Genomic DNA, 17,745 nt, shown 5'->3' with positions numbered 1-17,745 from the left:
CGTGTCGACCGGCGACACGCACGCTCGCGGCAAGAGGGGGCGCGTCAGAGTCAGTACTGCGTAGAGCCCTGGTCGACCGCGATCTGGGCTGCCGTGACGTTGCGTGATTCATCGCTGGCCAGCCAGCACACCGCGTCGGCAATGTCTTCCGGCTCGGCCACCCAACTCGGCAGAAACGGGGTCAACATATTGGTCAGCTGTGGATTGGTTTCGGCGGTGCTGGTGATCGCGGCGACCATGTCGCCGCTGCCCATCGGGGTATTCACCGGTCCCGGATGTACGCTGTTGACCCGGATCGAATGCTTGCCCAGCTCGGCGGCGAACGCGCGGGCCATCCCGGTCACGGCGTGCTTGCTGGCCGTGTAGTGCACCATGAACGGCTGTATTTTCATCCCGGCCGCGGAGCTGATCAAGATGATCGACCCACCGCGGCCGCCGTCAATAATCGATTGCGCGCCCGCCATCACGGTGTTCCAGGTGCCGGTGACGTTGACGTCCATGACGTCCCGAAACGATTCGGGGGTGATGTCGTTCCAGGCCTGCGGCGCCGAGATACCGGCGTTGGCGACGATGATATCCAGTCGCCCCAACGTCGTCACGCCGTCGCGGACTGCCTCGCCCAGTCCGTCAAAGTCTCGAATATCGATGCTGGAGGCAACGATTCGACGGTCAACGGCTTCCACCAGGCGCACCGTTTCGGCGAGATCTTCCGGGGTGGCCGAATCGTAGGGGACACAGGACGGCAGCTTGCCCGCGACGTCGACGGCGATGATGTCGGCGCCCTCGCGGGCCATCCGGACGGCGTGCGCACGACCCTGGCCTCGCGCCGCTCCGGTAATGAAGGCCACCTTGCCCGTCAGCCGACCGCTCATGCACGCTGTCCTTTCGACGCCGCCCTGACCAGATTCGATCCGACGATCAGGCGTTGAATCTCGCTGGTCCCCTCATAGAGTCGCAGCAGCCGAACGTCGCGGTAGATCCGTTCCACCGGAACTTCGCGCATGTAGCCACTGCCGCCGTGGACTTGCACCGCTAAATCCGCAACCTTGCCGGCCATTTCGGTGCAGAAAAGCTTTGCCGCCGACGGTGCGATCCGGCGGTCCTGGTCGGTGATCCACAGCCGGGCAGCCTCACGGACCATCGCGCGCCCGGCCATCACCCCGGTCTGCTGGTCGGCCAGCATCGCTTGCACCAGTTGAAAATTGCCGATCGGCGTGTGGCCCTGGGTGGCGGTGGCCGCATAGGTCACCGATTCATCCAGTGCCCGCTGCGCGGCTCCCACCGCCAGCGCGGCGATGTGGATCCGGCCGCGCGCCAATGAGGTCATGGCCGCCCGGTAGCCGACATCCTCACTACCGCCGACCAGCGCGTCGCTGGGTACCCGGACGTCGGTGAAGCGGACGTCGGACGTCCACGCCCCTTCCTGGCCCATCTTCGCGTCCTTGGCGCCGACCTCGACGCCCGCGGCATCCGCGGGAACCAAGAACACTGCGATTCCCGGACCCGCGTCGTCTGCGGCCCGGGTGCGGGCGAACACCACGAACAGATCGGCCACTGGTGCATTGGTGATGAAGCGTTTCTCGCCGGAGATCACCCAATCATCGTCCTCGCGAACGGCTTTGGTGCGCAGTCCGGCCGGGTTGGACCCGGCGCCGGCCTCGGTCAGCGCGAACGAGGCGACGACGTCGCCGGAGGCCATCGCCGCCAGCCAGCGCGACTTCTGCTCGTCGGTGCCAAAGCCGACCAAGACCTGGCCGGCGATGCCGTTGTTGGTGCCGAACATCGAGCGCAGCGCCAGCGAGGTATAGCCCAACTCCATCGCCAGTTCGACGTCTTGGGCGAGGTCCAAACCGAGTCCACCCCACTCCTGCGGGATGGCATATCCGAACAGCCCCATCTTCTTGGTCTGCTCGCGAAGGTCCTCGGGCACTCGGTCGCTAGCCAGGATGTCCTGCTCGCGCGGGATGACGGCGGTGCGGACGAATTGGCGGGTCTGCGCGAGGATCTGCTGGAAATCGTCGTCGTCGACGGCGGCAGCGGCCATGAAGTCCACACTCCCTTCCGGGCGACGGCAGGCGCCCAAACCACGGGCGATCATATATGAAATATGATGTGCAAAAATGTCGGGGGTCCGAGCACGAAGAGGATGGTGATCAGGTGTCATTGCTGACCGGTCAAACCGCAGTCGTTACCGGTGGAGCCCAGGGATTGGGATTCGCGATCGCCGAGCGGTTCGTCGCCGAGGGTGCGCGCATCGTGCTTGGCGACGTGAATCTCGAGGCAACGCAGGCCGCGGCCACGCAACTCGGCGGCGATGATGTCGCGCTCGCGGTGCGCTGCGATGTCACGCTCGCGGCCGACGTCGACGCGTTGGTCGCCACCGCCGTCGACCGGTTCGGCAGCTTGGACATCATGGTCAACAACGCCGGGATCACCCGCGACGCGACGATGCGCAAGATGACCGAGGAACAGTTCGACCAAGTTATCGCGGTGCATTTGAAGGGAACCTGGAATGGCCTCCGGAAGGCCGCCGGGATCATGCGGGAGAACAAGCGCGGCGCGATCGTCAATATGTCGTCGCTGTCGGGCAAGGTCGGGATGGTCGGGCAGACCAACTACTCGGCGGCCAAGGCCGGAATCGTGGGGATGACCAAGGCCGCCGCCAAGGAGCTCGCCCACCTCGGTGTACGGGTAAACGCAATCGCGCCCGGCTTGATCCGCTCGGCGATGACCGAAGCGATGCCGCAACGTATTTGGGACGACAAGGTAGCCGAAGTCCCGATGGGCCGCGCCGGTGAGCCGGCCGAAGTCGCCAACGTCGCGCTGTTTTTGGCATCCGACCTGTCGTCGTACATGACAGGCACCGTGCTGGACGTGACCGGCGGGCGGTTCATGTGACCGGGCCGAGAGAAGCCGTAATTTGTGAACCCGTCCGGACACCGATTGGCCGCTACGGCGGCATGTTCACATCGCTGACCGCCGTCGACCTCGGTGTCGCCGCGCTGACCGGGCTGCTGAAGCGAACCGGTATCCCAGTCGAAGCCGTCAACGACGTCATCCTCGGGCACTGCTATCCCAGTAGCGAGGCGCCGGCGATCGGACGGGTGGTGGCACTCGACGCCGGGCTGCCGGTGACGGTGCCGGGCATGCAGGTCGACCGCCGCTGCGGCTCAGGGCTGCAAGCGGTCATCCAGGCCTGCCTGCAAGTCGCCAGCGGCGACAACGACCTCGTAGTAGCCGGCGGTGCGGAGAGCATGAGCAACGTGGCGTTCTACTCCACCGACATGCGGTGGGGCGGTGCGCGCAGCGGTGTGCGGGTGCACGACGGGCTCGCTCGCGGGCGGACGACCGCCGGCGGTCGCCACCACCCAGTGCCCGGCGGCATGTTGGAGACCGCCGAAAACCTACGCCGGCAATACCGCATCTCGCGCACCGAGCAAGACGAACTCGCGGTGACCTCGCACCGGCGAGCGGTGGCCGCGCAGAAGGACGGCATCCTGGCCGAGGAGATCATCCAGGTCGCGGTGCGTACGCGCCAGGGTGAAGAACTGATCGACACCGACGAACATCCGCGTGCCGACACGTCGGTCGAGTCGCTGAGCAAGCTCAAACCTGTTCTGCTGGCTGATGATCCGGATGCGACGGTGACCGCCGGGAACTCCAGCGGGCAAAACGACGCGGCGTCGATGTGCGTGGTGAGCACGCCGCAGAAGGCCGACGAACTGGGGCTCACGCCGCTGGTTCGGTTGGTGTCGTGGGGGGCCGCGGCAGTGGCGCCCAACATCATGGGTATCGGCCCGGTGCCTGCCACCGAGGTTGCACTGGCGAAGGCGGGGCTGCAACTGAGCGACATCGAACTCATCGAGCTTAACGAGGCGTTCGCGGCCCAAGCGCTTGCGGTGATGCGGGAGTGGGGGTTCACCGCATCGGATCGGGAGCGCACCAACGTGCACGGATCCGGGATCTCGCTGGGCCATCCGGTCGGCGCGACCGGCGGCAGGATGCTGGCCACGCTGGCGCGCGAACTGCAACGACGCCAAGCCCGCTACGGCCTGGAAACCATGTGCATCGGCGGCGGCCAGGGACTGGCCGCGGTGTTCGAACGGGTCTCACCGTGAATATGCCGCTAGACGATGTCACCGTCGTCGAGGTGTCGAGCTTCGTCGCCGCACCGTTGTGCGGTATGACGCTGAATCAATTGGGCGCGCACGTGATTCGAGTCGACCCGATTGGCGGCGCATCCGACGTCAACCGCTGGCCGTTGGCAGCCAGTGGCACCTCGATCTACTGGACCGGATTGAACAGGGGCAAGCGGTCGGTCACTATCGATTTGCGCTCACCCGCCGGCCAGGAGTTGGTCCAGCGGCTGATCGTCGAAGGGGACGGCGTCGTGGTGACCAACGCCGCGGGCCTGTCGTGGCTGTCCTACGAGCGGTTAGTCGCGCTGCGCTCCGACATCATCCACGTCCAGTTACTCGGCCGCGGCGACGGTTCCACTGCCGTGGATTACACGGTCAACGCGGCGACCGGCTACCCGCTTGTCACCGGTCCGGCTGAGCACGGCGGTCCGATCAACCATGTGCTGCCGGCCTGGGATGTGTGCTGCGGGTTGTACGCCGCACTGGCGGTGACCGCCGCGCTGCGCCGTCGCGACCATTCCGGTGAGGGCGCCAAAGTCACTCTCGCACTGGAAGATGTCGCACTTGCCACCGCCGGCAACCTGGGCCTGCTGACCGAGCCCCAAGTCAACGGCACCCAACGTCCACGTGTGGGCAATGCCATCTACGGCCAGTACGGTCAGGACTTCACCAGCCGTGACGGCGCCGCGTTCATGGTTGTCACGTTGACCAAGCGGCACTTCCGCGACCTGGTCGAGGTCACCGGCACCGGTGCCGCGATGTCCGCGCTTGCCGAAGCCCTCGGTGCCGACTTCAGCACCGAGGGCGACCGCTACCGGTACCGAGACGTGCTGAGCGGCTTGTTCGCAACCTGGTTCAGCGAGCACTCCGCCGACGAGATCACCGCAGCATTGTCGGCCACCACTGTCTTGTTCGAGCGCTACCTGAGCTTCGCACAGGTTGCCGAAGATCGACGGGTGACGTCCAATCCGCTGTTTTCCCGGCTACACCAAGACGGACTGGGTGACTATCTCGCACCGGGCATGCCGATGGCCGTCGACGGCACCCACCCGGTGAGTGGGCCGGCCCCCGCACTCGGCATCGACACGGTCGACGTTCTCACCGGTCGATTGGGGTTGAGCACCGCTGATATCGAGCGGCTGGCCACCGCGAAAACCATTGCCTGCTAATCAGAGGAGAGTTGCATGACCAGACTTGCCCAGACGGTTGGCCTTACCGACTTTCAGACCGAGATCATCGACACTGTCCGGCAGTTCGTCGAGAAGGAAGTCATTCCCAACGCGCCCGAGCTCGAACGAACCGACACTTACCCGCAGGCCATCGTCGACCAGATGCGTGACATGGGTCTGTTCGGGATGATGATACCCACCGAGTATGGCGGACTGGGGGAGTCGCTGCTGACTTACGCGCTGTGCGTGGAGGAGTTGGCGCGCGGTTGGATGAGCATTTCCGGTGTCCTCAACACCCACTTCATCGTTGCCTACATGGTGCGCCAACACGGCACCGAAGCCCAGAAGCAACGACTGCTGCCGAGAATGTCAACGGGCGAAGTCCGTGGCGCGTTCTCAATGTCCGAGCCGGAGTTGGGCTCCGACGTCGCGGCGATCCGCACCCGCGCAGCGCGCAATCCCGACGGCACCTACACCATCAACGGCCAGAAGATGTGGCTCACCAACGGCGGCAGCTCCACGTTGGTGGCGGCGTTAGTGCGCACCGATGAGGGAGCAGAGTCGCCGCACCGCAACCTGACGGCCTTCCTCATCGAGAAGCCGGTCGGGTTCGGCGAGGTCGCACCGGGGCTGGTGATCCCGGGCAAGATCGACAAGTTGGGCTATAAGGGCATTGATACCACCGAATTCATCTTCGACGGGTACGTGGCCAGCGCCGACGACGTGTTGGGCGGTGTACCGGGCCAGGGCTTCTATCAGATGATGGACGGTATCGAAGTCGGCCGCGTCAATGTCTCGGCGCGGGCCTGCGGGGTCGCTGTACGCGCCTTCGAACTCGCAGTGCGATACGCCCAGCAGCGACACACATTCGGCAAGCCGATCGCAGAGCACCAAGCTATTGCATTCCAAATCGCCGAAATGGCAACCAAGGTCGAGGCCGCACATCTGATGATGGTCAACGCCGCGCGGTTGAAAGACTCCGGGGAACGTAACGATGTCGCCGCCGGCATGGCGAAATACCTTGCCAGCGAATACTGCTCGGAGGTCACTCAGCAAAGCTTCCGAATCCACGGCGGTTACGGCTACTCCAAAGAATACGAGATCGAGCGACTGATGCGCGACGCACCGTTCTTGCTCATCGGCGAGGGGACCAGCGAGATCCAAAAGCAGATCATCAGCAAGCGGCTGCTGGCCGACTATCGGATTTGACCGTGAACGCCCCAGATTTCGCCGTACGGCCGCAGCTGTCGGAAGATGTTGCGCGCTACGTGCGTAGGCGAATCTTCGACGGCACCTACTCTGCGGGAGAGTACGTGCGGCTGGATCAGCTGGCCGCGGAATTGGGCATCAGCGTGACACCCGTGCGTGAGGCATTGTTCGAGCTACGCGCCGAAGGATTGTTAGCCCAGCAGCCGCGCCGCGGCTTCGTGGTCCTGCCAGTGACGGGACGAGATCTCGCCGACGTCGCCAATGTTCAGGCACACGTCGGCGGCGAGCTTGCGGCACGGGCCGCGCTCAACGTCGACGCCGACCAACTGCGCGAGCTCAAAGAAATCCAGGCGCGGCTGGAAGACGCCTATGCCGGTGAGGATGATGAGCTGACAGTGCGGCTCAATCACGACTTTCACCGGGCGATCAACGTTGCCGCCGACTCGCCGAAACTTGCTCAATTGATGTCGCAAATCACCCGCTACGCACCGGAATCGGTGTTCCCTGCCATCGCCGGCTGGCCCGATCAGTCGATCAAAGACCATCGCCGGGTGTTGGCGGCGCTCGAGGCACACGACGATCGCGCTGCCCGCAAAGCCATGTCGGAGCACCTGGCCGCTGGCGCGGCGCCGTTGATCGACCATCTCATCGAGCACGGTGTCGTCGACGACGCGAGCGGCGCGGACCACGGTGCTCGCTGATCGGATTTGCGACTACCCCCTGAGCGGCCGTCAATGCGACGGGCTAGACTCCTCGTGATGCAATACCAAATCTTTGTGCCGCACACTCTTGCCTTAACCGGATCCATCTCGTAGGTTCGGTCATCATTCGAGCGTGGGACCGCCTACGCGCCGACGATCAGCGGAGGACGAATGCCCGGAAAGTTAGCAGGCAAGGTCGCTTTCATTACCGGCGCGGCGCGCGGTCAGGGACGTGCCCACGCCCTCGCCATGGCCAAAGAGGGCGCTGACATCATCGCCGTCGACATCTGTCGCCAGATCGAGTCGAACCCGTATCCGCTGGCGACGCCCGACGACCTCGCTGAAACGGAGCGGTCGGTCAAGGAACTTGGACGCCGGGTCATTGCAAGGATCGCGGACGTGCGGGAGCGCCATGAGTTGCGCGACGCGGTTGAGGCTGGGCTTGCCGACCTGGGCAGGATCGACATCGTCGTCGCCAACGCCGGAATCCTTCCGATGGCGATGGGCAAGCCCGATCCGATGCAGTTTGTCGACGCATCCGACGTCGACCTACTCGGCGTGATGAACACCGTCGCCGTCACTATTCCGCACCTGGCCGATGGCTCGTCGATCATCGTCACGGGTTCGACCGCGGGCATGATCCGCGGCACCACCGACAACCCGAACATGGGACCTGGCGGTGCCGGGTACGGGTGGAGTAAGCGCATCGTGATGGAATACGTCGAGGAGATGAGTCTGCATCTGGCCCCCCGGATGATCCGGGTTAATGCGATTCACCCGACAAACTGCAACACCCACCTGTTGCAGAACGACGGCATGTACAGCATGTTCCGGCCTGACCTCACCGCCGAGGGCAAGAAGGCCACCCGTGAAGACGCCGAACCACTGTTCACTATTTTCCAGGCCATGCCCATCCCGTACGTCGAACCAGAGGACATGGCCAACCTTGGGGTCTTCCTCGCCAGCAACGAAAGTCGCTATATCACCGGGCAACAGATCCGTGTCGACGCCGGCTCGTTGCTGAAGTGGCCTAACGGACCTGGGGGATAAGTCCATCCCAGCCATTGATGGCAACGACCTCGGCAAGTGGTCGCCTTGGGGCCGGCCTCACGTTGTGGCCGGCCCCAAGGCGAGCGACGGGTAGCAAGCATCCCTGCACGTAGGACTCGGGAACACCCAACAGGCCGCATACCGCTTCCTCGCGGTGCAGATGCAACGTGGTGATGCAGGTGCCGTAGCCGTAAGTGTGCAATGCAAGCTGAAAGTTCCACACCGCCGGAAAGATCGACCCGTAAAGTGTTGCCTGGTAGAACGATTCATCGCCGGGGGTCCGCGGCATGGTGGGCTCGTAGCACGGAATGACCAACGCGGGAACGTCCGCCAGGTGTTCGACCAGCCACTCAGTGGAGGTCATCAGTCGGCCTTCCGGGCTGTCCTGCGGCATGAAGCCGGCGATGAGCTGCCCACCCACCTTGCTCAGATATGCATCGCGGTAGAGAGTGGCGATCGTGTCCCGCAATGCGGGCTCGGTGATGATCAGCCACCGCCACGACTGCTGGTTGGAACCGTTGGGCGCCTGCAAGCCGATACGCAGGCACTCGCGGATCTCGTCGATGTCGACGGTTGCGTCCAGATCGAGTGACCTACGGGCAGACCTGGTGCAGGTGAGCAGCTCGTTGATGTTCATGAGCGCCGCCCTGGTTCCGGAAAGGCGACGTCCGCGTTATCGGGCATGGCACTGATGCCCCGTCTGTCGCACACGTCGAGGACTTCGTCGACGATCGAGGCGGGCACGATGAACGTCTCGGTCGACGACATCTGGTCGAGGTGCGCCTCGATATCCTCCGCAGTCGGTGCGCTCTCGGCGTCGGCCAACCACCCGTCGCTAAGCCCGACGAACACGCGCGCGTAGCGGCCGGCGCAGGCGGAGTAGTTGCGGTGGGTGAACGTGCAGGCCTTGCTGGCCAGGAAGGTCACCAGCGGCACCACGAGCTCGGGGCGAATTGCGCGCATGAAGCCGGACTCGCTGAGGAACTTCTCGTCGCCGACCGTTTCGGTGACCATGCGCGAGAAACCGGTCGGCATAACGGAATTAGCTAAGATCCCGTGAGCTTCGCCTTCGATCGCGATCACGTTCGTCAATCCGACCAGCCCGGCCTTGGCCGCGGCGTAGTGGGCTTCCATGGGCTGTCCGAAGATGCCCGCCGATGACGAGATGAACACGAACCTGCCGCCACCGTTGGCCTTCATCACGCGATAGGCCGGTTGCGCAAGATGGAAGCCGCCATCGAGGTGCACGCGCAGCATCCGGTTCCAATCGTCGAGCGAGAGATCCTCGAATGGCACGCTTCCGAAGATCCCGGCGTTGCTGACCACGGCGTCGAGTCTCCCGAACGTTTCGACGGCAGTATCGACGATCGACCTAGCACCCTCGGCCGTATCGACCGAATCGTAGGAGGCGACCGCGTTTCCGCCGGCCTGCGTGATCTCGCGGACCACCGCATCGGCCACGCCGGCATCGGCGCCGTCGCCGCGCATGCTTCCGCCGAGGTCGTTGACCACCACCGCCGCGCCGCGACGCGCCAAATCGAGTGCGTACAACCGACCGAGGCCACGGCCGGCGCCGGTGACCACAGCCGCTTGCTCGGTGAAATCAATCATTGTGCGATTTCTTCTGTTTCGTTGGCTCGTCGGGCGCGTGCGTCCAGAAACGCGGCGATCGACTCGAGGTAGACATCGGGACGTCCAATTGACTCCAGTCCGGTGCGACTCTACGGTGGAACAGATATTTGGTCAACTCGACCGGAGGGTGGAGGTAGCTGCGTGGGCGACGACGCTGAGAGCGACCGTCTGCAGGTACTGGGCATGCTGGGCTCGGCGCTTGCGGGCCGGCCGGTCGCGGTGGCGCCGCTCAATTCAGGTGAGCCCGCGTGGACCGATGGCCAAACCATATTCATCGACCCCACGGCCACCATCCGCACGAAGGTGGAGTCGGTGGCCGTACACGCATCATTGATCGCAGCCGGCAGTCTTGACCCCGAGATCGTGCGCGCACTGTCGCGGCCGCGCTTGGCGTCGCGCTACCTGGCCATCGAGGGGCATCGCGCCCTGGCGGCCAACGCCGATCTGCTGCCGAGTCCGTTGACCGCGCTGGTCACCCCTGACCTCGCATGCCACAGTGATTCGGCAACGACGTCATTGGCCATTGCATCGGGACGGACCGCAGTCGATGAGTCGCCGACAAGCTTCGGCGTCATCCGGCCCAAGAAGGTGTTGTCCGCGGTCAAACGGGCCGGCAAACAGGTCGACCACGACAGCCCGGGACACGTACCTCGACGCGACACCACGGCACAGGAACTCGAGGAGCTCGACGACGGCGAGGTAATGAACACCGACGAGCCAGAATTTTTCACCAGTCCCGTCGGCGGAGGCGGCTTCATCGGCAAGTGGTTGAAGAAGCTGCTGTCCTCGGCGCGTCGTTCTGGCGGCAGTGGTGGCGGGCCACCCGGCGCCGATACCCCAACTCACCGCACCAACGCGGCCAACCGCGGCGCTTACGCCGTATCGTCAACCGCGTCCGTGCCTGCCGAGGACGTCGCCGATGTGGCGTCCGACGGCGTGAAATACCCGGAATGGGACGTCAATCGCAAGAGTTATCGACCCGACTGGTGCACGGTGCGCGAGACCCCGCCGCGCGTGAAGGCGTCTGCTGCTGCGGCCGTCGAGGAAACGATCGCGCTGCGACGGCCCCTCGCGCGCCTGGGGATGGGCCTTCATCGCCGCCACCGCCAATCACAGGGCGACGACATCGACATCGATGCCGCCGTGGAGGCCCGGGTGGAGATCCGGGCCGGTTCGGTGCCCGATGAGGCGGTCTACCTGGATAGCCTGCGTCGACGGCGTGACCTGTCGGTCCTGCTCCTGCTCGACGTGTCGGGCTCGACGGCCGAACCCGGCACTATCGGCCGAACCGTGCATCAGCAGCAGCGCACTGCGGCTGCCAATCTTACTGTCGCACTGCATGATCTGGGTGACCGAGTGTCGCTGTATGCCTACTACTCGCAGGGCCGCGCCGCTGTACACATGGTGCCGTTGAAGCGTTTCAACGACCATCTCGACACTCGGATCTTCAGGCGGTTGAACAGCCTGGAGCCCGGTGCCTACTCGCGGCTGGGCGCCGCTATCCGGCACGGGTCGGCAGTGCTGGAGGCCCGCGGCGGAACCTCTCGACGGTTGTTGGTGGTGCTCTCCGACGGACTGGCCTATGACCACGGCTATGAGCGGGCCTACGGCGCCGCCGACGCCCGCCGCGCGTTGACAGAGGCTCGCCGCCGTGGGACCGGGTGTGTGTGCCTGACCGTCGGCGCAAGCACGGACGTGGCATCGCTGCGCACCGTCTTCGGCAGCGCTGCACACGCCAGCATCGGCCGGCCTGACCAACTCACCGGCGTGATCGGGCCGCTGTTTCGCTCGGCTTTGTACTCCGCGGAGGTTCGTCGACGTGTGTCATGACCCGCCCTGACCGCGGCTTGAAACAAACATCTGTTCCGGGTTAGGCTCGATCGAGCGCAGCGCAGCGGGCGACGGAAGGGAAGCCATGAGTTGTCCACCGGCCAGACGAGGACCGTTGACGGCGAGGGGTTTTGACAATGGCTAACGAGTCCGGGCTCCCGGCCTACAACGGCACGGTGGCACAGGGCGAAGCGCCGCGTCCGTACTACAAGCCGGTAGGCAACGAGGAAGCGGTCTTCAAGGCGGCGTATCGCCAAGGCCTGTCGATAGTTCTGAAAGGTCCAACCGGGTGCGGCAAGACCCGGTTCGTCGAAGCGATGGCCCACGACCTCGGCCGTCCGCTGATTACCGTCGCCTGCCACGACGACCTCACCACCGCGGACCTCGTCGGCAGATACCTGTTGCGCGGTGACGAGACGGTGTGGGTCGACGGGCCACTGACCCGCGCTGTGCGCGAAGGCGCGATCTGCTACCTCGACGAGGTGGTGGAAGCACGTCAGGACACGACCGTCGTACTACACCCGTTGGCCGATTACCGGCGCCAGCTACCCATTGAACGCCTGGGCGTGACGCTGGGCGCCGCACCGGGTTTCGGCCTGGTGGTGTCGTATAACCCCGGATACCAGAGTGTGCTGAAGGATCTCAAAGACTCCACCCGCCAACGCATGACCGCCATCGAGTTCGGCTTCCCCAGCCCCGAAGTCGAGGAGACCATCGTCGCCCATGAGGCCGGCGTGAACGGCGCCACAGCCGCCGAACTGGTTCGCCTGGGGCAGGCAATACGGCGTCTGGAGACCGGCGGCCTGCGCGAGGTCGCGTCGACGCGGGTTCTCATAGCAGCGGGCCGGCTGATCACCGAGGGCCTGACCATGGTGGAGGCGGCTAACGCGGCGATCGCAGGTCCGCTGACCGATGAGGCGTCGGTAAGTCGCGCGCTCAACGAAATGATCGAGCTCTATCTGGGTGCTTCGGCCCGAACAGGTGATTGACGGGTGCACCCAGCCGTCGCTAATGTCAGAACAAATATTAGGTCGTCAGACTAACTGCGTTCGAATCGTCCCGTGGAGGCCGCATGTCCTACGAAAGCAGTGCTGAGCCGATCAAGGTCGGATATTTGATGGACTTCACGCTCCCTCCCGGTTTCCCGGAGGAGCTATTGGCCTCGTTCACACAGTGCTTCGACCTCGTCTTCGAGGAGGCGGTTGAACAGGGCTTGATGGACCGACCGGTGCAGATGATCTACCGCGAAGTGGAGGGTTTGCCCAAGGGATCGGTGAAGGCGGTGATCGACGCATACGGGGACCTTGTAGACGAAGGCTGCCTGGTGGTGTTCGGTCCGAACATCACCGACAACTGTGTGCCCGTTCGCGAGGCCATCGAGGAGCGGTTCAAAGTGCCCGCGATCAGCGTCACCGGAACCGACGACTGGCTTGGTGAGTGGACGTTCTCCTTCCCGCAGGGATCGATGACCGACGAACCGATCTTCCTTGTTGATCTGGTCGCCAAACGAGGCTTAACCGAAATCGGTGTGCTGGTCGAGCAAAACCTGATCGGCGAGTCATACGTGAAAAATCTACGAAGTGCGTGTGCCCGCAAAGGTATTCGCATTGTGGCGGAGGCGCCCATTGCGCAGACGGCGCAAGATATCAATGCTGCCGTGCTGAGCCTGCACGAGGCCAAATCGCAGGCAATTGTGCACCTCGGATTCGGTTTCGGGATTGTCTTCATCAACCCTGCGCTCGAGGCAGTTGGATGGGACCCGCCGCGATTCACCACCACCGCGTTCCAAAACGCCTGGGTCAACCCGATCATGTGGAATGCGTTCATGGGCTGGATCGGAGTCGACCAGTACGACGAGAACAACCCCATCGGGCAGGCGTGGCTGGACCGGTACGCCAAGAAGTACAACGGCAGTCGTCCCGAGTACTGCGTATCGGTAGTCAACCACGACGTCGCGGCAACCTTGGTCCGGGCGTTCACAGATGCGCACCCGCTGAGTCCGCGCGGAGTCAAGGAGGCGCTGGAACGGGTGAAGATGATGCCCGCAGCCTCAGGCGCACCGGGTACGCGAGTTTCGTTCGGCAAGTGGACCCGTCGAGCCTGGATGGGCGCCGGTTACTTGGTGGCGCGCACCCTTGATCCCGACGGCGTCAACTCGCAGCTGGTCGATCGCTTCGGCGCGGAAGATTGATGCGATGACCACAGAAGAGTCCACGTCCTCCGTCGCCGAAAAGAAGCTGCCAACTCAGCGCGGCAGCGACAAACCCAACTGGGGCCGTTGGCTTTCCGGCGTCGCGCTGGCGGCGTTCGTGTTGTTCTTCGTCGCCGTCTGCCGCACCAGCCTCGATCCGCGCGTCGCCAACCCGAATGTGCAGGGTCGGCCACGTCCCGTCGAGTTCTTTTTAGGCTGGAACTACTGGATCGGGTTTCTGCAGATCTCCACGATCGTGATGCTGGTCGTGCTGGTCGTCGTCTTCATCGTCGGCTGGCGCCGCAATCCGGGCAGCCCGGCCATGCTGATGTTCCTGTGCACCACGTTGATCGTGTGGCAGGACCCGATCATGAACTGGGCGCCGTTTGCGGTTTACAACCCCGAACTCATCCACTGGCCGGAATCGTGGCCGCTGGTGTCGCTGTCGCCGACCGTCGAACCCTTCCTCGTGTTCGGTTACGTGACCTTTTATTTCGGACCCTACTTCCCGGGGATCTGGATCCTGCGCAAACTGCAGGCAAAGTACGGGCCTGCAGCGTTCGTGTCACGACACCCGCTGATCAGCCTTGGACTGTTGGTTCTGGTGATCGGCTTCATCTTCGACGCGTGGCTGGAGATACAGCTGGTGCACACCGGCATGTACATCTACTCGCAGGTGATTCCGTGGGGATCGGTGTTCACCGGAACGACCTTCCAGTTCCCGCTGATCTGGGAGTCGTTTGCGGTCACTTTCGTGATGGTCCCGGCAGCGATCCTGTGTTATCGCGACGACACCGGAAAGTCGGTGGCCGAGAAGCTTGCCGCGAGAGTAAAGGTTCTGCCCACTCGGCCGGTCCTCGGCACATTCCTGGTGATGCTCGCCATCATCAACGTGGCCTACTTCGCCTACGGCGCATGGTTCGCCGTCATCAAGGCCAGTGGAGCAGCGACCTCCGTTGCCTGCCCATGGCCGTATCCAGAAGCCAAAGTGTATGACCCGCAGGGCTATTACGAGAAGAATGGTGCGCCAGGGCCATACTCGGTCGGCATCTGGTCGACATGGATGAGCGGGCAACCGAATGGCAGGCCAGAAGTCCAGCCACCACCGCCCGGCGAAGGAGCCTGCGCGACCCCGATCTCTTAGGAGCAGCAATGGAACAGCTTTTCGACGACCTCGACGACTTCGGCGCCTTCGATGCCGCGGTCTCCGGTGACGTACGCGATCCGTATACGGAGCTTGCGCGGCTGCGCCGCGAGGAGCCGGTTCAACGCCTGGACACTTCCGGGATGCCGCATGAGGAATCCAAGCCAGTCTTCATCGTGTACCGGTATGAGGAAGCCCAACAGCTGCTGCGCGACAACGAGACGTTCTCGTCGTCAGGCGTCATCGCCGCTTTCGGGCCGGTCCTCGGCGAACGGGTGATGCTCGGCATGGACGAGCCCGTACACGGCCGGCTGCGCTCGTTGGTATCGAAGGCGTTCTCCCAAAAGGCAATGGCCCGTTGGGAAGACGAGCTCATCGGACGCGTCGCCAATGGTCTCATCGACAATTTCGCCGCCAACGGCAAGGCCGATCTAGTCAAGGAATTCACCTTCGACTATCCGAGCCAGATCATTGCGGGCCTGTTGGGCCTACCGGAAGAGGACTACCCGCAGTTCCAGCGATGGTCGATTTCGCTGCTGAGCTGGATCCTGAATCCAGAACGGGGCCTTGCCGCGTCGGCGGCGCTGTGCGACTACTTCGCCCCGATCCTTGCCGCCCGCCGCGCCGAGCCGAAGGATGATCTGATCAGCGGCCTCGCCCAGGCCGAAATCGATGGGCAGAAGCTCGAAGACGAGGAAATCTACTCGTTCTGTCGGCTGCTGCTGCCCGCCGGCGTCGAGACGACGTACCGGGCCCTGGGAAACCTGCTACTTGCGTTGTTGTCCGATCCTGCCCAGCTGGACGCGATCCGCGCCGATCGGTCCCTGCTGCCGCAGACCATCGAAGAGGGCGTGCGGTGGGAGCCCCCATTATTGACGATCACGCGGGTCGCCACCCGTGACACCGAACTTGGCGGAGTGCCCATCCCGGCCGGCTCGTCTGTCATGCCGATGCTGGGGGCGGCCAACCGTCAGGAAGACCGCTATCCCGAGCCCGATCAATTCGACATCTCCCGCCAGGCAAAAAGCCACCTGGGTTGGGGTCACGGTGTACACGTCTGCCTTGGCATGCATTTGGCCCGCATGGAGATGCGGACCGCGATCAATCTGCTGCTTGACCGGTTGCCCAACCTGCGTCTGGACCCCGACGGCGACGATCCGCATATCCGCGGACAGGTGTTCCGCTCACCGACGTCGCTGCCGGTTCTCTTCGATGTTGGGTAGGGGTTAACCCCATGAGCGATTTCGAGTCGGTTGACTACTTCACCGACCAGTCTCTCGTCCCCGACCCGTATCCCTACTTCGAATACCTGCGATCGCAGTGCCCGGTGCGGCCCGCCACGTCTTACGGCGTGGTGGCAGTGACGGGGCATTCCGAGGCGTTGGCCGCCTACAAGGATCTAGCGTTCTCCTCCTGCGTCCCGGTTGCTGGTCCGTTGGAACGCCGAGAAGATCGGCGACGTAGACATCCCGGCCGGAACAATCATCATGCTTCTTCCCGGAGCCAGCAACCGCGATCCGCGAAAGTTCAAGGATCCTTATGAATTCCAGCATGACCGGCGCAACGTGCGTGAGCACCTGGCGTTCGGCCGCGGAGCTCACTCGTGCCCAGCGGCGCCGCTTGCGCGCGCCGAATCGCGAATCTCGATGAACCGGCTGCTGGACCGGATGGCTAACCTCACTATTTCCGAGCAGCGGCGTGGCCCGCCCGCAGACCGCAAGTACGAGTACGACCCGACGTTCATCATGCGCGGGCTCAGTGCATTGCATGTGAAGTTCGAGCCGGTGCGCGACAGCTGATACGTGCACGCGCACAATGCTTATCGAGCTACCTGCTATTCCGGCTGGTATGTGATCTTCTGATTGCTGTCGTAGGCTGCTATGCCGAGCTCCAACCACGCGGCTAGCAGCCGCTGGTCGCCGGAAGCGGCCACAACGCTGTCGTCAGTGAGTTGCTCGGCGGATGCACAGTGCACAGCGTCGTAGCCACGCAGGGGAAGGCGACCCGCCAAGTCGGCCGCATGGGCCACGACCTGTTGATCCACCTCAACGACGTCCATCTCGGACCACATCTCATCAAGACGGCGGCGGCCCTGCTGATGCCTGCGCTCAGTAAGCCGCCCCATGCGCGTTGCTTGGGCCAGAGCCGCAGCGGTTTCGACGTAGAGCAATCTCGACGAAACGACCACATCGGCGTCGTCCCAGAACCGCCGGCACGCCGCGCTGGTCGGTTCATCGATCAACAACGGTACGAACGCCGAGGTGTCCAAATAGCCGATCACCTACGCTGCTCGCTGATCAGGTCGCTGACTGTCCCATCGGTGGCCATGGGTGCGGGCGCCGGCTGCTTACGAGTTCGTGCGCGCTGAATACGGCCCTCCGAGCGGAGCTGCTCGAGCTTCGTCGGCTGATGCACCGGCACGATGCGTGCGATCGGACGTCCGTGATCTGTCACGGTCACGGTTCGCCCTTCGCGGACCTCCGCCAGGTGTCGACTCAACTGGTCACGGAGCTCCCGAACGCCGATTTCCATACCAGCCCGCCTCCTATATCGTGGCTATTTACTCTAGCAAGATTATAGCCACAAAATGGCGAGGAATATATGCGGTGCCTCGCGCCGCAGCTACACCAATTTGACGAGTTCCGGGTGTGACGGCACCGGCAATCCAGCTGTATGACGG

General features: G+C 63.9%; 17 protein-coding genes and 1 pseudogene. 12 read left to right on the top strand and 6 right to left on the bottom strand.

What is annotated here, in order from left to right; genetic code table 11:
• Positions 1-50: 50 nt before the first annotated feature.
• Both AC5Y5W_RS10300 and AC5Y5W_RS10295 read right to left on the bottom strand, forming a co-directional pair.
• Positions 51-872 (bottom strand): mycofactocin-coupled SDR family oxidoreductase, encoded by an 822-nt coding sequence (locus tag AC5Y5W_RS10300; protein WP_500012717.1) that lies wholly within the window; start codon positions 870-872, stop codon positions 51-53.
• The gene (locus AC5Y5W_RS10295; RefSeq protein WP_500012762.1) at positions 869-2,044 is read right to left on the bottom strand and encodes an acyl-CoA dehydrogenase family protein; all 1,176 of its coding nucleotides are present in this window, start codon (positions 2,042-2,044) and stop codon (positions 869-871) included. The genes AC5Y5W_RS10300 and AC5Y5W_RS10295 overlap by 4 nt, the downstream gene beginning before the upstream one ends.
• Positions 2,045-2,100: 56 nt before the next feature.
• On the opposite strand from AC5Y5W_RS10295, the gene fabG reads away from it, so the two are divergent.
• From fabG to AC5Y5W_RS10265, 6 genes are all read left to right on the top strand, one after another.
• On the top strand, positions 2,101-2,898 hold the full coding sequence (gene fabG / locus AC5Y5W_RS10290) for a 3-oxoacyl-ACP reductase FabG (RefSeq protein WP_500012715.1): 798 nt from the start codon (positions 2,101-2,103) through the stop codon (positions 2,896-2,898).
• Positions 2,895-4,118 carry an acetyl-CoA C-acetyltransferase gene (locus tag AC5Y5W_RS10285; protein ID WP_500012713.1) on the top strand — a complete coding sequence of 408 codons (1,224 nt, stop codon included), beginning with the start codon at positions 2,895-2,897 and terminating at the stop codon, positions 4,116-4,118. The genes fabG and AC5Y5W_RS10285 overlap by 4 nt, the downstream gene beginning before the upstream one ends.
• Before the next feature lie 2 nt (positions 4,119-4,120).
• On the top strand, positions 4,121-5,308 hold the full coding sequence (locus AC5Y5W_RS10280; protein WP_500012711.1) for a CoA transferase: 1,188 nt from the start codon (positions 4,121-4,123) through the stop codon (positions 5,306-5,308).
• Between the two features lie 15 nt (positions 5,309-5,323).
• The gene (locus tag AC5Y5W_RS10275) at positions 5,324-6,517 is read left to right on the top strand and encodes an acyl-CoA dehydrogenase family protein (RefSeq protein WP_500012709.1); all 1,194 of its coding nucleotides are present in this window, start codon (positions 5,324-5,326) and stop codon (positions 6,515-6,517) included.
• Between the two features lie 2 nt (positions 6,518-6,519).
• Complete coding sequence (locus tag AC5Y5W_RS10270) at positions 6,520-7,218, top strand: GntR family transcriptional regulator (RefSeq protein ID WP_500012707.1); 699 nt, start codon at positions 6,520-6,522, stop codon at positions 7,216-7,218.
• Between the two features lie 171 nt (positions 7,219-7,389).
• Positions 7,390-8,268 carry a mycofactocin-coupled SDR family oxidoreductase gene (locus AC5Y5W_RS10265; RefSeq protein WP_500012705.1) on the top strand — a complete coding sequence of 293 codons (879 nt, stop codon included), beginning with the start codon at positions 7,390-7,392 and terminating at the stop codon, positions 8,266-8,268.
• On the opposite strand, the gene AC5Y5W_RS10260 is transcribed toward AC5Y5W_RS10265, so the two are convergent.
• Positions 8,249-8,905 (bottom strand): nitroreductase family protein, encoded by a 657-nt coding sequence (locus AC5Y5W_RS10260; RefSeq protein ID WP_500012703.1) that lies wholly within the window; start codon positions 8,903-8,905, stop codon positions 8,249-8,251. The genes AC5Y5W_RS10265 and AC5Y5W_RS10260 overlap by 20 nt on opposite strands.
• Complete coding sequence (locus tag AC5Y5W_RS10255; protein WP_500012701.1) at positions 8,902-9,879, bottom strand: SDR family NAD(P)-dependent oxidoreductase; 978 nt, start codon at positions 9,877-9,879, stop codon at positions 8,902-8,904. The genes AC5Y5W_RS10260 and AC5Y5W_RS10255 overlap by 4 nt, the downstream gene beginning before the upstream one ends.
• A 162-nt stretch (positions 9,880-10,041) precedes the next feature.
• Here AC5Y5W_RS10255 and AC5Y5W_RS10250 point away from each other — a divergent pair, with 162 nt between their 5' ends.
• The 6 genes and pseudogenes from AC5Y5W_RS10250 to AC5Y5W_RS10225 all read left to right on the top strand — a co-directional run.
• Entirely contained in the window at positions 10,042-11,730 is a 1,689-nt protein-coding gene (locus tag AC5Y5W_RS10250) for a nitric oxide reductase activation protein NorD (RefSeq protein ID WP_500012699.1), read from the top strand.
• 137 nt (positions 11,731-11,867) lie between these two features.
• Positions 11,868-12,719 (top strand): CbbQ/NirQ/NorQ/GpvN family protein, encoded by an 852-nt coding sequence (locus tag AC5Y5W_RS10245; RefSeq protein ID WP_500012697.1) that lies wholly within the window; start codon positions 11,868-11,870, stop codon positions 12,717-12,719.
• A gap of 83 nt (positions 12,720-12,802) precedes the next feature.
• Positions 12,803-13,921: an ABC transporter substrate-binding protein gene (locus tag AC5Y5W_RS10240; protein WP_500012694.1), complete on the top strand. Its 1,119-nt coding sequence runs from the start codon at positions 12,803-12,805 to the stop codon at positions 13,919-13,921.
• Positions 13,922-13,925: 4 nt separating this feature from the next.
• Positions 13,926-15,065 (top strand): spirocyclase AveC family protein, encoded by a 1,140-nt coding sequence (locus AC5Y5W_RS10235; RefSeq protein WP_500012692.1) that lies wholly within the window; start codon positions 13,926-13,928, stop codon positions 15,063-15,065.
• An 8-nt stretch (positions 15,066-15,073) separates the two neighbouring features.
• Entirely contained in the window at positions 15,074-16,288 is a 1,215-nt protein-coding gene (locus AC5Y5W_RS10230) for a cytochrome P450 (RefSeq protein WP_500012690.1), read from the top strand.
• Between the two features lie 228 nt (positions 16,289-16,516).
• Positions 16,517-16,864: pseudogene (locus AC5Y5W_RS10225) on the top strand (cytochrome P450); the annotation flags it as partial.
• A gap of 35 nt (positions 16,865-16,899) precedes the next feature.
• On the opposite strand, the gene AC5Y5W_RS10220 reads toward AC5Y5W_RS10225, so the two are convergent.
• Together AC5Y5W_RS10220 and AC5Y5W_RS10215 are read right to left on the bottom strand one after the other, a co-directional pair.
• Positions 16,900-17,346 (bottom strand): type II toxin-antitoxin system VapC family toxin, encoded by a 447-nt coding sequence (locus tag AC5Y5W_RS10220; RefSeq protein WP_500012688.1) that lies wholly within the window; start codon positions 17,344-17,346, stop codon positions 16,900-16,902.
• On the bottom strand, positions 17,343-17,597 hold the full coding sequence (locus tag AC5Y5W_RS10215; RefSeq protein WP_500012686.1) for a type II toxin-antitoxin system Phd/YefM family antitoxin: 255 nt from the start codon (positions 17,595-17,597) through the stop codon (positions 17,343-17,345). Before AC5Y5W_RS10215 ends, AC5Y5W_RS10220 begins: the two co-directional genes overlap by 4 nt.
• Positions 17,598-17,745 lie beyond the last annotated feature (148 nt).

Source organism: Mycobacterium sp. NGS51 (assembly GCF_059812525.1).
The sequence above is the reverse complement of the archived record's forward strand: the minus strand, read 5'-3'. Positions and strand labels throughout refer to the sequence as shown.

Excerpts from the sequence above, each read along its gene's own strand:
- AC5Y5W_RS10245 (WP_500012697.1), top strand. The coding sequence starts at position 11,868 with ATGGCTAACGAGTCCGGGCTCCCGGCCTACAACGGCACGGTGGCACAG.
- AC5Y5W_RS10240 (WP_500012694.1), top strand. The coding sequence starts at position 12,803 with ATGTCCTACGAAAGCAGTGCTGAGCCGATCAAGGTCGGATATTTGATG.
- AC5Y5W_RS10260 (WP_500012703.1), bottom strand. The coding sequence starts at position 8,905 with ATGAACATCAACGAGCTGCTCACCTGCACCAGGTCTGCCCGTAGGTCA.
- AC5Y5W_RS10295 (WP_500012762.1), bottom strand. The coding sequence starts at position 2,044 with ATGGCCGCTGCCGCCGTCGACGACGACGATTTCCAGCAGATCCTCGCG.
- AC5Y5W_RS10215 (WP_500012686.1), bottom strand. The coding sequence starts at position 17,597 with ATGGAAATCGGCGTTCGGGAGCTCCGTGACCAGTTGAGTCGACACCTG.
- AC5Y5W_RS10275 (WP_500012709.1), top strand. The coding sequence starts at position 5,324 with ATGACCAGACTTGCCCAGACGGTTGGCCTTACCGACTTTCAGACCGAG.
- AC5Y5W_RS10230 (WP_500012690.1), top strand. The coding sequence starts at position 15,074 with ATGGAACAGCTTTTCGACGACCTCGACGACTTCGGCGCCTTCGATGCC.
- AC5Y5W_RS10235 (WP_500012692.1), top strand. The coding sequence starts at position 13,926 with ATGACCACAGAAGAGTCCACGTCCTCCGTCGCCGAAAAGAAGCTGCCA.
- AC5Y5W_RS10300 (WP_500012717.1), bottom strand. The coding sequence starts at position 872 with ATGAGCGGTCGGCTGACGGGCAAGGTGGCCTTCATTACCGGAGCGGCG.
- AC5Y5W_RS10255 (WP_500012701.1), bottom strand. The coding sequence starts at position 9,879 with ATGATTGATTTCACCGAGCAAGCGGCTGTGGTCACCGGCGCCGGCCGT.
- AC5Y5W_RS10265 (WP_500012705.1), top strand. The coding sequence starts at position 7,390 with ATGCCCGGAAAGTTAGCAGGCAAGGTCGCTTTCATTACCGGCGCGGCG.
- AC5Y5W_RS10280 (WP_500012711.1), top strand. The coding sequence starts at position 4,121 with ATGCCGCTAGACGATGTCACCGTCGTCGAGGTGTCGAGCTTCGTCGCC.
- fabG (WP_500012715.1), top strand. The coding sequence starts at position 2,101 with ATGAAATATGATGTGCAAAAATGTCGGGGGTCCGAGCACGAAGAGGAT.